This is a genomic window from Legionella cincinnatiensis, from assembly GCF_900452415.1.
GTDB classification, from domain to species: domain Bacteria; phylum Pseudomonadota; class Gammaproteobacteria; order Legionellales; family Legionellaceae; genus Legionella; species Legionella cincinnatiensis.
In genome coordinates this window covers 2,740,621-2,754,923 of sequence record NZ_UGNX01000001.1, presented here as the reverse complement: position 1 = coordinate 2,754,923, position 14,303 = coordinate 2,740,621, and the positions used below count along the sequence as shown (strand labels likewise).

Sequence of the window (14,303 nt, the reverse complement as noted above, 5' to 3'; positions counted from 1 at the left end):
TCTCTTCAGCCTGAAAACGGTGCATAGTATACCACGTGCTTTTATACGAAACTCACGTTAATTTAACGTGAATTATGGATAAAGATATAATTATAACGAGTCTCTATCACGAGCCGTTCGGGCTGAGGAGGCGTTTACGCCGTCTCGAAGCCTTGGCATCGGGTTCGAAAGTACCTGCCAAGGCTTCGAGACGGCGTAAACGCCTCCTCAGCCCGAACGGGTCGAAGTAATAACTCGATCTCTTATCCATAATTGACGTTAATTTAAGATGATTTATCTGGAAGACATTGTGATAATAGACTCGCTAAAATTAATGCTGCGGGAATAATTAAAAGAGCAAGTTGATAATCATTGAGCGCATGAAAATTGGTATTTCCCTTGAAATGATCCAAGAAATAACCGATTAATGGTTGTAATAAAGGAGCGCTCAACATTGCCAAAGTATTGGTAAAGCCTGTGCATGCAGAGAGTGATTCCGGAGGTGCTAATTCATTTGCAATCGTAAATGCAAGCATATAAGCGCCACAGCAAAGCCCAATAACAAAGAGCAAAATACTCATGATGAATACACTATGTATGGGTAAATACAGCATTAGAAGAAATAAAATAGCGGTTGATAAACATGAAATATGGATTAATGGTTTGCGTTTAGGTAAATACATGGAGAGCCAACCATAAATCGGGCAACTTAAGCCTGCACCTAGCAAAACCATAGAAGTCAGAATACTTGCTGTTTTTAGAGTACATTCCTCCAATTTTAATTGGAGAAAAGGCACAGCCCACATCGCAGCAAAAACAGTAATAACAGAAAACTCTAAACCAACAAATAATCCATTTATCCAGACAAGCTTGTTTTTTAACATTGATAAAAGATGTACTTTGTATTGAGCGCGATTATTGATGATAGGTTTATTATTAGGAATATATATCCAGCATAGGGCAGAAATTAACAGTCCTATAACTCCTGCGCCAGCAATAAAGTTTTGCCAGCTAATGTGGTTTATAAGCGTTCCCATTCCAATCATACCAAATACAGTAACGGTAAAACCTAAGGTTTCAGACAGTCCAATCATAAAAGCATATTGATTTAATGGATAATGTTGCCGTAAAACGCGAGTTACTCCAACAAATGCAAAAGCTGAACCTCCACCAATAATTAAGCGGCCTAAAAATAATATAAATAAGTTATGTCCTGTAGAAAATAGAAAGCAACCTAAAGCACAAAGTAGCGCGTTTAGTGATAATAGAATACGAGTGTTGTAACGGTCAAAAAGAAGGCCAACAGGGATTTGCATGGTAGTATATACATAATAAAAAGCACTACTCAACAGACCGGCAGTTAATGCAGTGAGTTTTTTCTCATGCATTATTGCGCCAATAACGATTCCTGATGATAATTGTAAAAAAAATTGAAATAGTAAAAAAAATACGCTGATCAGCCAAATTATGGTTCTTGAAGTACTATGTGTTGGTGTTGCGGACGATGAGTTCATTGATTTGATTTTACCAGAAATGACGCAAATATATAGTATGATGGACAATGTGTAAATTTATTTTAAATGATAAAGACTTTTAATAGGGCTCTATTCTTTCGATGTAACCTAGATTAAAGTCTGTGGTAATGGGTATGAATGATCAATAAATCTTAATAAATCACTAAGTCTTTTGATCACCGATTAGGATCATAAAACCATAATTTGATTTGATCTAAGGGAAATGCATGATAAGTGCACCAACGCTGAATAATACTTTGATCCATCTCATCGGGTATTCCATAGACACCATTTACGAGTTTTTCTTTAAGTAGCATTAATGAAGCAAGATTATGAATATAAAACTCTGGATCTATATATTTCATTGGGGTGGGATCTTCAAGAACAAAATTGACTGGCATTTTATGATTTAGTACTTCATCCTCACTAAAATGAGGGCCAAATTCGTCATAAACACCTAAATTAGCTAGGATTTTGCCGCTAAACCACGAATGAGGATAATCATTCAAAATAGCTTTTTTACCGGTTGCGGTAATAACAACATTTGCTTCAATTAACGCGCACTCTAGGTCATTAAAATTTTTAGGATTGATGGCTTTTATACCCAGATTTTTGGCTAAACCTCTTTGTTTTTCACAGATGTCGACAACAACAACTGGAATTTTATTTTGATTACAAAAATAAGCCACTCCGCGACCAATTTTGCCAAAACCAAAAATAATCCATGAGGTTTCACTAGGGATGATTTCTGTTAGTTTTGTGAGTGCCATATGGGTACTTTCGGCACAACCTAAAACCGTTTCCAGTTGTTTTGTTAAAGTGCGATCAATGCTAATCACTGGGAAATCAAGATCGTGATGTCGATAAAAATAATCTCCTGAACCTGTTAATTCAATTGCTCCTATTTTGGGAGAACCTAAAAATTGATAGAGTTGGGCGCCACAATCAAAATAAAGATCAAACTTCTCTCCAACAAGAGATAGAGGTGTTTCAACATAAGAAATATTGGCTTCTTTTAAAGAGGCTACAGCTTGTGGATGAGCATGGCAAAAATCACTAGGATTTGTGACGGTGACATCAGCTCCTGCTTCAAGTAAACAGGCAATTTTTAATAAGGTATTAACCACTACAGGGACATGATGAAGTATGCGTAATCCTGCTAAAGGACGGGTGGCACTCCATTCGGTAAGTTGCTGATGCATAAAAGGAGCTTCAGTCTTAGAATAGGTTTGAAAAAATTTTATTAGGACATTTTGCATTGCGTTTATTAGAAAAAGATAAAATTTAAAATTTGATTTTAGCATAGCTTCTCCATATCGGACCTAGATGATTAGTGCTAAAATAAAAAATATTATGTAGGTGAATCATACTTTTGAAGCTAATATTATGAATACTAACGAATTAAAATCATTTTTAATGGTTTATGAATATCGCTCTTACTCACTTGCAGCAAAGCGTTTGTTTGTTACTCAATCGGCTGTAAGCAAGCGTGTTAGTAACTTGGAAAATGAATTTAAAGTTAAATTATTTGAAACCAGAGGAAGTATGATTTTTCCAACCATGGAGGGGCAGTTACTCATTCCATATGCTCGATTACTTCTTCATACATTCTGTGATGCTGCTGCTAATTTAAAAAACCCTGAGCTTACAGAAGTGCCCATTATTCTCGGCACATCAGTTTTTCCAACGTATCAATTTTTGCCTTTATTTATTGATTATTTAAATGAAAGTCAGAGTAATTTTCCCAATTTTCATATCAAGCAGATGGGAAAGCAAGAGCTTATTCCTGCATTACAAAATGGTTTAATTGATTTGGCATTAACCACTCAAGATCTAGTCCTTAATAGTTCAATTGTATGTAACCAACTTGATGAAGAGGATGTTTATGTGGTTGTGTCTTCCAAACATGAATTAGCAAATGAAAAAGAAATTGATTTAAAAAAGCTTGCTCAATATACATGCATCCTAACTGAAAGAGGGTTTTCTATTCGAGATAATTTAGAAAAGCTTTTTTTCAAAGAGCAGTTATCGCTTCTGGTGAAACATGAATTATTTTCTTTGCTTGCAATAAAAAAATTAATAAAAAGAGGATTAGGATGGAGTGTATTACCCAAACAATATTATGATGAGGAATTGATAAGATTAGAAATAAAAGGTTTTTCTGAAAAAATAAACTTATGTTGGTACTGTCATCAAAATCGCGCTAACTCCAGAGTAATACAGCATGTAGGGCAATTATTGAAAGAGGCGCTTCCTTATATTCACCAGCATATAGAGAAAGATCAGTAACAGGAGCTACTCCTCAAATGAGGAGTAAACTCTTTAGTTGTTCTTATTTTACTCATAAACTAAAAGTTCTGGACTAATACAGTTCTTATGAATCGATGAATCATTTCATGATGACATGAGAAATTTTGTAAGACGCTAATTCACAGGTGTTCCTTGATAGACGGAATCATAACCCCTTACCGAAAATTCTTCTCGTGAATGAAAATGACTCTCTTGTGTACGTAGCCATACCCATCTATGCTGCTTTTTGAGAGTCATTTTTTCCAATGTGTACTTAAGCCCCAATTTTACCTCCAAAAGTTTTAACTTGACTAAGAGGAAGCTTGAAAGGGAGCGACCTGTTACATTTTAATCAACGGACATCCTGAGAGTGTCATCATCGTCCTCTTCATCTTCTTTTTTAATCTTTATTAATTCTTCTTTACATGATAAGCAATTATTTTTGCTCGCTGGAAATTGAGGTGTAAAAATTCCAAGCCTGACTAACGGATTTCTCATTATTTTCACTTCATCTTTTTCCGTTTTTTCAGATATTTCTTTAATCTGCTCTTTTTTCAAACTTATTTGTTCTTCTTTTATACGTATACCTTCTTTTTTATGTACTACTTCCCTATCTAATTCCTTGATTTTATCTTCTAAGGCATTTTTTGTGCCTTGAAATCCTGTTGTTCTTTCCAATAGTTTGGACGCTAATGGATTTTGTTCTTCTCGGGATCTGAGTTCTCGTTGAATTTTATGGTCCAGCTTGGATGTTTCTATGGATTTATCATGGAGAAAGCTATCAAGATGGGCCTGGAAAAAAGTTTTAAACCTGGTTAAATAACCATGAGGATCATTTTCTGAGTTAGCGCAATTTTCCAATAGATTTAAGAGTTCTTGATTTAGATCTATATCTTTTTCTAATTCATTTATTGAGTTCATTTGGCGAACACATTCCTGAGCAATTAAAACAGCTTTGTCATAAAGGTCTTCTACATCTGAATATCTTGCAATAACGCTTTTATCCATTTTTTCAATTTCATCGTATTTCTTGTTGTAATACTCATGAAGGGAATATATTAGAATGGCTAATACAATCCACTTGGCTACATTTAAGACGGATTTTGATTTATGCTCAGGTATTCCATCTTTATCTGCAAATGCAGTATACAAACCATCAAACAAAGGCGCTGAGGCTTTTTTTAGAGTATTTTCGACAAGATTAAAAGCAAATAACAGTCCCCGATTGTCTTGTACGTGTTCTTTGGCTTCCCTGAATACTTTATCTTGTAATTCTTTTGCTGACATAATATTTTTAGCAGATGAGTCCTTCGTTTTTTGAGTGGTCTCATCTTTAACATTCTCTTTAGCTTCATTTCCTCCTTGGGGCATATTGCCTGTAGGATTTACTTCTGCTTCCTGAATTTTCGGATTTGGATTATTTGAGACGTGGACGTCAATACTATCGTAGTATTCTTGTAAGTTTTTATTTATTCTAAAATTTTGTGGGGCGTTTGTAATGAGATCCATAACTTCCAGTGATACTGAATTCACCAGTTGTGATTTTTCTGTCTCTGATAATTCTTTATCATTATCAATATATTCTTTTATTATATTTTGGATGTTGGAAGAATGAATCGATGTGGAAAAAGCACGAGTAGGTGTAGAAAACATGACATTTGAATTTATAACCGGTGGAGGAGATGTAAAAGGGGGGGGTGTCATAGATGCTATTCTACTCATTGATGTCATTCTTCTCGTGGCTGCTATTGCCTGATACATTATTCTGGCTCTCATAGTAGGTCTCCCATATGATGTAAAAATATCGTTCATATGGTTTATTTTAACCACGTGATAATTAACAGTCGGTTATCTAGGTATGAATGTTAGGAAGGGGGTATTCTATTGTGGAATATTTGTAAGCTCGGAGTGGGTAGCGTCAATATACTGCAATTTAATAATTTGTTATGAAGACAGATCTGGTTTTTATTGATTCTGAGGATAGTCATTTAATCCTCAGAATAGTAAGTACTTTGGTGAGACTACACTTTTGGAGATTGATGTGAGAACGGTAGATTCTCTGTGCACTCTTGCAGTTCTTTTAAATTTTTATCATTAGGATTTTTAAGCGCTTTATCCAAAATTTGATTAAAAAAGGCGAGGCGGTTTTCGAAAGTTTTCATTTCTTTAATATAGCCCTCATAACGACCTTTTTCTTTTTTGGTTTCTGTACTCACAGGGGTATCAATTTCATCAACTTTTTTCATACTTTTCCTCCAATAAATTCCATTGTCAGAATAACATTAAATCACTATGTTAAAAAATTAAAATTAAGAAATTCTTAAACACTAATGAAATAATGGAATGCCTTTTGATTATAATTCATGAACATCAAATAAAAAATTTTTTTGATACGGTTAATCCTTATATTGAGCCAATTTTTTATAAAATAAACAATTGCGCGGTTTAATATTTTTACCTTCCCCCCAATATTATTTGGGCCTAGGGTTTTTCTCAGAAACATTTGTATTATCAAACCAGCTTGCAATCCACTGCCAAAATCCAATTTTTTCTAGCTTTTTCGGTTGGAAAAAGGAATGTTTTTTTGAGCTTGTTTGAGCATTATTTATTTTTTTTAAATAGGCTAATTCATCGTGAAATAAGTAGGTAGTAGCAGATCGATCATTTACATTAATTTTTTGATTGATGGATTCAATTACTTTATCTAATTGTTTTAATTCATACTTTGAATAAGATTTACGAATAATTGCTTTGAGTGAATCTTTTGCTGCTGTGGAATCTTTATAGTTAAGTGTTGCAAGCATGTCTTTTTTTAATTGTGTGCCATTATTATTAACTAAAATGGCATATTCGATAAGGTATAGTTCTCGTTCGCTTTGTGCCGATTTAATTAAATTTTTGTAATGTTGGGCACGAGTTTTTCCGCGATAATAATCAAAGAAATAAGAAAAGTAACTTAAAGTGTGATCACGATGTTTTAGATAGTGATTTAAGGATTGAATGCATTTTGCTTTTTGACTATTTAAGCTAGAGTTCGTGGTTTGTTTCAAAGTTGGAAGTCTTTCTTTTTCTTGGACTGGTTTTGGCGGATGAATTTTGAGTTGATACGTTTTTAAATGAGTTTGAATTTCAGGGACCACAAAACTAATAGGTAATTTTTTTTGGACCAAACATTCATGAAGTGATTTAATTATTGTATTGAATTCTTCCTGATTTGTTTGGCTTTGTTCTGAAAATGGTTTTTGAATGTTTTTGAGTAAGAAGTAAAGTTTTAATTCTAATTGGCAAATTTCTTTAAACCTAGGATTTTCAATTAATTTCTCTAAGAGATCGGTATGTTCGTCACTTAAGTAATCAGGTGTTACATCATGGCCTGACATGATGGTTTTTAGTTGTGCCAAAGCATTCACTATTTCTGGATTTTCAATCGATTGCTCCAAATCGATCTGCTTCTCAATAATGATTTTTTGACATTCCACAAAAATGTTACTTATCTCTTCAAGCGCTCTTTTAAAGGGTAAGTGACTGAATGTATAACGATAGATTTGATTGTTTAAATCCAGTTGATGATGGAGCATACTTAGTTCAATTCGTTCTAGAGTTTTTTGAATGGTTTCCTGATAAGGAATGGCCAATTGCGCAAGAGCGTTGATGTTATTGAAGAGCTTAAACAATTGGGGACGAACATCCATTTTATCATAATGAGATTCGAGATTGTCCAGATAGGCTCTTACAATTTCTTGCTTATGTTCTTGGATAAGTTGCTGTAAAGTGGTATTCAAATCATCTAATGGTTGCTTTTCAATGAGATGAGCTACTACCACCCATTCTTTGTGTTTTAATGCCTCTGTTAATAATTTTTCTAAGCCGTATTTTTTTGCAAATAGGGATAAGACACGTGGAAAAAGAAGAGGATCCCTCAAAAATGTTAATACTCCAAGATCGGGATCAGCGGGTAATTCACTTTGGGTAAATAAGCTATTAAAAACGGGTTCATTTTTTTCTTTAATTGCTCGTTTTAAAGGATTTAAATACAATTCTGTTTGCTGAAATGCGGGATCTTGTTCTGGATTTTTAATGGAACTTAGCAATGATGCTCTTGGGTTTTTAATATTTGTTTTTAATAATAATTGGTAAAGTCTGCCATAACCGTGAGCATAGACTCTTTCAAACAATTCAGAAGCAGGTTGTTCTCCAAATAATTGCTGAATTGCGAATTGTCTTTCAGTGTCAGTCAAGATAAATTCTTGAGCAAGTAATTGGTTTGCAATTTTTTCCTTTTTTTGAGCACAACTAAAAAGGAATAATTCTTTATAATCAAGTGCAAAATCAGACTTAGAGTGGATAAAAGGCTCTATAGCGTCACTGTCTTTTTCTATGGCTTCTTGGAGTAGCTTTTTTAAGGATTGCGTTAGGTTTGTTGCTGGAGTTATCAGTCCTTGGTTCAAAAATCGTGCAACTAGATTTTTGTGATTTTGCATTAAAGCAGCTGTGAAAATTTGTTCAATTAAATCAGGATTAATAATGTGGCCGCGGGCGAGTAAAAAGTCCAAAGGTTTTAATAAATTATTTCGTGCGAGCAAAACAGTAAGTTCGGGTTTTTCTTTTAACTGAGGGTAGATTTTTAAGAGTAAGATAATTCCATTTTCATTTTTATCATGTATGAGCTCATCCATGAATTCATTCAGTTCCTCTTTTTTCCACGTTATTTTTATACATAATGTTTCAGCTAAGTGAAATAGCTTTTTTTTGCACCATTCTTTGATTTGATTTTTTTGTGTTTGTTCGTCACATTTTAATGAAAGGGTATCAGGAGGAAGCAAGGTTATTGTTCGATTCAGTTTCGCGAGTTTTGATGGGGTTTGCATTGCTTCATTGAGGTATTCATTAAAAAGTTGCGGTTCCTTCTGTATGTATATCTTGATGATTGGTGTGAGGTTCCACATTAAACTGTATTCTAAAATAAGTTTTCTAATCTTAGGACTTGCTTGTTCAAAACAATGTTCAATCACTGAATAATCATCATAATCATAGCAAAGCATCAATAAAGCACGAATATCCTGAGTCATGCGTAATACATTGAAATTTAATTGCGTGAGAATGGATAAAATGGCTAAATTGTTTTCTTCTAGTCCTTTTTTATAAAGAAATTCTAAGGTATCTATCTCAAGCGGATCTTTAAGCTTTTCTTGGAGAAATAAGCACATTTCCTGGTTATCATTTAAAATGGCTATCGTTAAGCCACTTTTTATTATTTCTGCTGGAATATCTTTACGCCAAGCATTTTTTATATGTTCATTTTTACGTAGAAAAATTAGTGCATTCAGTAACGAAGCTGAGCCTATTGATGTTCTTAGATCAATTGACGAGTATTCATGTTTATCAATTTGCTTCCAAATCTCTGGGTGGTTTGTTTGTTCTGACCAAGCACGGGCATAAGTCTCAAAAATGGATTTATCTTTACGTTGTATGCATAAGAAGAGTAAATCAGGCTCTTTAGTATTGACCATAAAACCCCTACTAAGAAGTTTTGATAAGGTCGTGGCATCAATTTTATTAATCACTTCTTTATTAAAAATAGAAGGAAAGGTTGTAGGATCAATCTGGGTATTTGTTAAATGAGTAAATAATAAACTTAAGACATGATGTTGATTGGCAATTGCTGCATGTTGAATTTGCTTGATGAGTTGCTCAGGAGAGAGCTTGCTTAAAAACAAATGACTTATTTGGAAATTACTCTCTTGATGAATAAAGGTTAAAAGCTGTAAGTGATTGTAATTCGTTTGATATTCTGGATGAGGGGGTAGATTAAATTGATCAAGAACCCTTAATAGACTGCTGTAGTTTGCCTTCTTTTTCATTAAGTCTGGTAGTGGTTCACTCAGTTGTTTTTGTACTACTTCTTTTAATTCATTCTGTTCCTCAAGGGTAGTATAGGTTTTGAGATAGTGATGAATTAGTTTTTCCGTTTCGTTGTGAGTTCCTGTATAAAGAGTTACCATAATCCCTCGTAGCAGGGCATTTTTGATCCTAGAAGATTTAGGTTGTTGCAGTAATAGGTCATTAAACTCTGGACGAAGATATTCTTTTGCCAAGGAGTCTAAGTCGATTTTGTCCTTTTTAAATAAATAATTTAGGGTATTGATATCTCCAGCTAGGGCAGCAAATGCACTGGAGTTTGTATGTGTTTGATGAGCAAAAGCGATTTGGTGAAGTTCCTCATAGGTAGGATAAGACTCTTTAGCATCATTAGGATGAGCAAAGCTGCGAATTGCTAAGCCGAAAGTATGCTCAGTATATTCAAAACAATCTTTAATTTCTTTAATTAACTCATCGATTGAATCGAATTCTTTTATTTTTTTACTGTAATTAGGGTCATAGACAACATATTTTCCATTGCGGAATGTTAATGCAATCGCATGATTTTTGCTCGTAATAAAATAAGATCGATCATTACGACTGATTTTTTTAATTAGTTCTTTCCAACAGGATTCATCAGTAATGAGTCCTAAGTTCAATTCATTACTCAGTGGTTTATTTTGAATATCTAAGGTTTTTTCGAGATCACCTTGATGGATTTCATAACCACAATATTCAGATGGACGAAATGCTTTATCTATTTGGATAATGAAATTGTCAATAGCATGATTGCTCCCTAAACGATAATTACTGGGTAGAGAAGCCAACTGGTCAAGTAAAGAGAAAAACTGTGCAGCTTTCTTTTCTAAGGCATATTTGACATATAATGCAGCGAGTCCTGCACAAACTCCTTTTTGGTTCAGTTCAAAATCAATATTTGGTTTTTGCTTGAGGCATAGATTGACTGCATTAATAATTTTACCTTGGCTCGACATGATTTCTTTCTATCTAGTGCAAAAAACTGTGATTATAAGTTCATTTTAATTTATTTCAATCCACTATGTTTTTTATTTGGTCTGATGAGAAACAATAATCCAAGATCAATGCTGATTTACTATACAAGAGGTTATTAAATTATGCTTGCAATTTTATTGTCTCTCCAATAGTCTGTACTGGAAAATAATTATCACAAGGAATTGGTATGGCACGAGATAAAATAAATGTAGATGATGTAGGCAAGACAGTGACCTTAGCTGCTCTGCTCAATACAGTTCTTGCTCCGCTTTATTGGGCTGATGCAAAAATAGGGTTATCTGCTGCATTAGTAGCTACCGGTGCATTTTTATATAGTGCACATGAGATCGGTAAAAGAAGAAGACCTGCTGCCAATGGAATAAATAATTTAAATACATTTTTTGGTAGTGCTACAGGTGATAAGAGCACAGAAGTTCAAACTGCTGCGGCAAATATTGCTGTTGGAGGAAAAGTCATATTTGATGAACTATTTCCGCAAGGTCCTAGCAATCACAGATAATCGCTTGAATGATTTATCAAAGGAATTGGTATGCCTCGAGATCAAATAAATCCTGAAAAAGTATTAAAAACTGGTGCATTGATTAGTTTTGGAAATTTGTTTATGTCACCTTTTTATCCCAGATTAGGCACATTTGCGTCACTAACACTGACCGCCGCAGCGTTATTTGGATTGCACGAAGTAGGGCGACGCCAGCAATCAGGTGGTTTTTGGGGGTTCTTTTCAAGTAAGTCTGATGCTAATATTTCAGATATGAATACTTCAATACAACGTGTGGTGGAAGGAGGAGCGACTGTGTTTGATCACGTTTTTCCTCCTGGTAAACGATAAGTATCTTGGCTCTTCCGCTGTTGATGCCTATGTATTGTTGGAAGATGACTCAGTAAGCAGTAATCTGCTCAAATCTATAGGGGAATTGTGCCTTCATTAGCATGGGCCCCTGCTTTCGCGAGCTGATCTATTCCCACAAAATTTAAACTAAAAAATGATCTTGATCTATTTTTCACTTGGAGCGTTCGGGCTGAAGGCTGGCTCTCAATAGATTCTTTATCCAATACCCACGTTAACTTAATGTACAAAATGAAGATGTGTCAGACTTTTCCTCAATTTGATCTTTTGATTTTTCACTCGCATTTGATTGTTGAGTAAAAAAACCAAGTTGAGAAGGTCTTTTATTTGATCTACAAAAACTTGAATGATGAATTGGGGTTATTGTTAATTCGTCCTTAATTTGATCGGGTAATAAGCATGCATTGGGAGATGTAGTAGGAAAAATACTGGCTCCAATTCCATCAGATGTATATTTTTTCATATACGATTCGTATTGTTCTGGCGTTTTAAATAATTGATCAAACATCCCATTAAAGTTTTTTTCTGCTTGTTCTTGGGATATTTGCTCTTTAGAGCGTATGTGTAATTGCTCTAAGTATGTTTGAATCATATTATTAGATTCAGGACTCTGGACTGAGGTCTTTATTGGCGTATTATTTTTTTCATGCTTTACTAAATATTTTTTTAACATTTTAATATCTCCATTAATATTGTATTTTGTTCATTGTTAAGTTTTTATCATTGTTAATCATCAGAATAGTAAGATGAAGATGTTTGCTGCATCTGGATCTTCCGCTTCGCGGAAGATGGGCATATTGGAGACCCTGGATCTTAGTTGCGGAGTACTCTATGATAATTGATGAATTTTAACTACCATGCCAACCTGTGCATTATCCAAATAATAAATTACATTCCCTTTTAAACGTTGCTTTTGTGACACTATAAACGATTCATGTGGATTACTTGGAGGAGATACTTGAAGTTCTGCATCTAAAGAATAATAGTTAGTTTGTCTTATATCTAGGGTTCCTTGCATTTGCCAACCATTATGTTCAACAAAGGGCAAGGCAACTTGACTTTGATTATTTGCTGGTTGTCTCCATGAATAATGGCCGAGTACTTGATAGTGGCCTTTACGGGTTAATAGGTAGTATTCATCACGGAGACTTGAATAAGATACGGGTAACAAACGATAAGGCTTCCCAGATTTTTCTGTATCTGGGTGTAAAGATATTGCGTTTGAACTTGGTGGGAGGAGGGGGGTATTAATAGTTAGTCCACTAATTTGATTTGGATGAGTAAAAATAATTAAATCAATTTGATATAAGGATTTGGCGAAACTTAAACACGAATACAGGATACTTAGAATTATTATTATTGATCGTTCCATGGTTTATTTTATTTTTTGATTGTTATTATTGTAGCCTGGTTGCTTGCAACCAGGGATTAAGCTCTGTAAGGTGGACGACTCCCTAACTCTGAACTCCACTTCACTAAGACCAAATTTAAGCTTCCTATTATACCTTTGAAAAGATCTCACTCAACAACAATTTTGGGAAATTTATCCGCGTAATTAATTGGTTTTTTCGCTAATTCAATAGCGCTTCTCATTGCTACTTTTATAAATGTATTTGTTAGCTCATCTTGGGCTTGAGTTGCAGTAGGATGTCCCTCGTCACAGTGTTTTCTGATACGTATGTCTAGAGGAAGTTGGCCCAGTAAGAGACAATGGTGGTTGGCACAAAGAGATGCCGCACCACCTGTACCAAAAATGGCTTCCTGATGCCCGCATTGGCTGCAGATATGGGTGGACATATTTTCTACAATACCTAATACATCAATTCCTGTTTTAGAAAACATGCTTAATGCTTTTTGTGCGTCAAGGGTTGCTACGTTTTGTGGGGTAGTGACTACAATGGCTGCGGTTAGAGGAATTTTTTGTACCAAGGTGAGTTGAATATCACCAGTTCCAGGTGGTAAATCAATGAACAAATAATCTAAATCGTCCCAAAGAGTAATATCCAACATTTGGATAAGAGATTTAGCAAGCATAGGACCACGCCAAATTAATGCTTGTTCATTATTCATTAAATAACCAATAGACATCGTTTGTATACCATGGGCTATTACAGGAAGATAATGATCCTCTTTGACTTGTACAGGTTCTGTTTTACCAAGCATTAATGGCATACTTGGGCCATAGATATCAGCATCCAAAATTCCTACTCGAGCTCCAAGGCGAGCTAATGCAGTTGCAAGGTTGACTGTCACTGTAGATTTTCCTACTCCTCCTTTTCCTGACGCAATCGCAATGGTATTTTTGACACCGCGTAAGCCTTTACCAACAAGTTGTGTTCTATGGGCTTTAATATAATGACTTATTCGAAGTACAACCTGATGGTTGGGGAATTCGGACTGTAGCGCTGTAAGCAATAAGGGTTTGTATTGCTTTTCCAATAAGCTAGAGGGAAAACCAGCGGTAAGGTTCAGGATCAGTTGATTTTGAAGTAGTTCAATGCTGCACTGTAAATTCATTTCTTTACCTGTAAGGCCAAGAAATGGGTCTTTTAAGGTATTCATTAAGTGAATTACAGTATTTTCAGTGGTCATGGATTAGTCTCAGCGTTATTAAGTTAACGTGAGTTATGGATAAGATCCAGAATCTACCTGATTTCGTTCGGGCGAAGTCATAGCAGCAAGGCTTTAAGACGCCTCCTCAGCCCGAACGAGCCGGAGTAATGATTTGCCTTTCTTATCCCAAACTCACGTTAAGTTTAGGGAGGTTACCAAAATGGAAT

11 protein-coding genes are annotated in these 14,303 nt (G+C 34.7%); 3 read left to right on the top strand and 8 right to left on the bottom strand.

Going from position 1 to position 14,303, the window contains the following annotated elements; translation table 11 throughout:
* Positions 1–263: 263 nt before the first annotated feature.
* Both DYH34_RS12320 and DYH34_RS12315 read right to left on the bottom strand, forming a co-directional pair.
* Positions 264–1,493 (bottom strand): MFS transporter, encoded by a 1,230-nt coding sequence (locus DYH34_RS12320; RefSeq protein WP_083502782.1) that lies wholly within the window; start codon positions 1,491–1,493, stop codon positions 264–266.
* 176 nt (positions 1,494–1,669) lie between these two features.
* Positions 1,670–2,752: a Rossmann-fold NAD(P)-binding domain-containing protein gene (locus DYH34_RS12315; RefSeq protein WP_172465441.1), complete on the bottom strand. Its 1,083-nt coding sequence runs from the start codon at positions 2,750–2,752 to the stop codon at positions 1,670–1,672.
* A 127-nt stretch (positions 2,753–2,879) separates the two neighbouring features.
* Between DYH34_RS12315 and DYH34_RS12310 the strand changes: the two genes are divergently transcribed.
* A complete protein-coding gene (locus DYH34_RS12310) occupies positions 2,880–3,782 on the top strand; it encodes a LysR family transcriptional regulator (RefSeq protein WP_058465515.1) in 903 nt (300 codons plus the stop codon).
* Positions 3,783–4,130: 348 nt separating this feature from the next.
* Here the strand turns inward: DYH34_RS12310 and DYH34_RS12305 are convergent, their stop codons facing one another.
* The 3 genes from DYH34_RS12305 to DYH34_RS12295 all read right to left on the bottom strand — a co-directional run bounded on the left by DYH34_RS12305 (position 4,131) and on the right by DYH34_RS12295 (position 10,636).
* Complete coding sequence (locus DYH34_RS12305) at positions 4,131–5,558, bottom strand: hypothetical protein (protein WP_058465516.1); 1,428 nt, start codon at positions 5,556–5,558, stop codon at positions 4,131–4,133.
* A 245-nt stretch (positions 5,559–5,803) separates the two neighbouring features.
* Complete coding sequence (locus tag DYH34_RS12300) at positions 5,804–6,028, bottom strand: hypothetical protein (RefSeq protein WP_058465517.1); 225 nt, start codon at positions 6,026–6,028, stop codon at positions 5,804–5,806.
* A 225-nt stretch (positions 6,029–6,253) separates the two neighbouring features.
* Positions 6,254–10,636, bottom strand: a complete 4,383-nt coding sequence (locus DYH34_RS12295; protein ID WP_058465518.1) for a hypothetical protein — start codon at positions 10,634–10,636, stop codon at positions 6,254–6,256.
* A 206-nt stretch (positions 10,637–10,842) separates the two neighbouring features.
* On the opposite strand from DYH34_RS12295, the gene DYH34_RS12290 reads away from it, so the two are divergent.
* Entirely contained in the window at positions 10,843–11,175 is a 333-nt protein-coding gene (locus DYH34_RS12290; RefSeq protein ID WP_058465519.1) for a hypothetical protein, read from the top strand.
* Between the two features lie 30 nt (positions 11,176–11,205).
* On the top strand, positions 11,206–11,505 hold the full coding sequence (locus DYH34_RS12285; RefSeq protein ID WP_058465520.1) for a hypothetical protein: 300 nt from the start codon (positions 11,206–11,208) through the stop codon (positions 11,503–11,505).
* 232 nt (positions 11,506–11,737) lie between these two features.
* Here DYH34_RS12285 and DYH34_RS12280 read toward each other — a convergent pair whose 3' ends face one another.
* From DYH34_RS12280 to apbC, 3 genes are all read right to left on the bottom strand, one after another.
* Positions 11,738–12,196, bottom strand: coding sequence for a hypothetical protein (locus DYH34_RS12280; protein WP_058465521.1), 459 nt, complete (start codon positions 12,194–12,196; stop codon positions 11,738–11,740).
* A gap of 156 nt (positions 12,197–12,352) precedes the next feature.
* Entirely contained in the window at positions 12,353–12,895 is a 543-nt protein-coding gene (locus DYH34_RS12275) for a CsiV family protein (RefSeq protein ID WP_058465522.1), read from the bottom strand.
* A gap of 146 nt (positions 12,896–13,041) precedes the next feature.
* Positions 13,042–14,115 (bottom strand): iron-sulfur cluster carrier protein ApbC, encoded by a 1,074-nt coding sequence (apbC, locus tag DYH34_RS12270; RefSeq protein ID WP_058465523.1) that lies wholly within the window; start codon positions 14,113–14,115, stop codon positions 13,042–13,044.
* Positions 14,116–14,303 lie beyond the last annotated feature (188 nt).

What these genes read in the sequence shown, in the direction of transcription:
- DYH34_RS12320 (WP_083502782.1), bottom strand. Translation starts at nt 1,493, where the DNA reads ATGAACTCATCGTCCGCAACACCAACACATAGTACTTCAAGAACCATA.
- DYH34_RS12315 (WP_172465441.1), bottom strand. Translation starts at nt 2,752, where the DNA reads ATGCAAAATGTCCTAATAAAATTTTTTCAAACCTATTCTAAGACTGAA.
- DYH34_RS12310 (WP_058465515.1), top strand. Translation starts at nt 2,880, where the DNA reads ATGAATACTAACGAATTAAAATCATTTTTAATGGTTTATGAATATCGC.
- DYH34_RS12305 (WP_058465516.1), bottom strand. Translation starts at nt 5,558, where the DNA reads ATGAGAGCCAGAATAATGTATCAGGCAATAGCAGCCACGAGAAGAATG.
- DYH34_RS12300 (WP_058465517.1), bottom strand. Translation starts at nt 6,028, where the DNA reads ATGAAAAAAGTTGATGAAATTGATACCCCTGTGAGTACAGAAACCAAA.
- DYH34_RS12295 (WP_058465518.1), bottom strand. Translation starts at nt 10,636, where the DNA reads ATGTCGAGCCAAGGTAAAATTATTAATGCAGTCAATCTATGCCTCAAG.
- DYH34_RS12290 (WP_058465519.1), top strand. Translation starts at nt 10,843, where the DNA reads ATGGCACGAGATAAAATAAATGTAGATGATGTAGGCAAGACAGTGACC.
- DYH34_RS12285 (WP_058465520.1), top strand. Translation starts at nt 11,206, where the DNA reads ATGCCTCGAGATCAAATAAATCCTGAAAAAGTATTAAAAACTGGTGCA.
- DYH34_RS12280 (WP_058465521.1), bottom strand. Translation starts at nt 12,196, where the DNA reads ATGTTAAAAAAATATTTAGTAAAGCATGAAAAAAATAATACGCCAATA.
- DYH34_RS12275 (WP_058465522.1), bottom strand. Translation starts at nt 12,895, where the DNA reads ATGGAACGATCAATAATAATAATTCTAAGTATCCTGTATTCGTGTTTA.
- apbC (WP_058465523.1), bottom strand. Translation starts at nt 14,115, where the DNA reads ATGACCACTGAAAATACTGTAATTCACTTAATGAATACCTTAAAAGAC.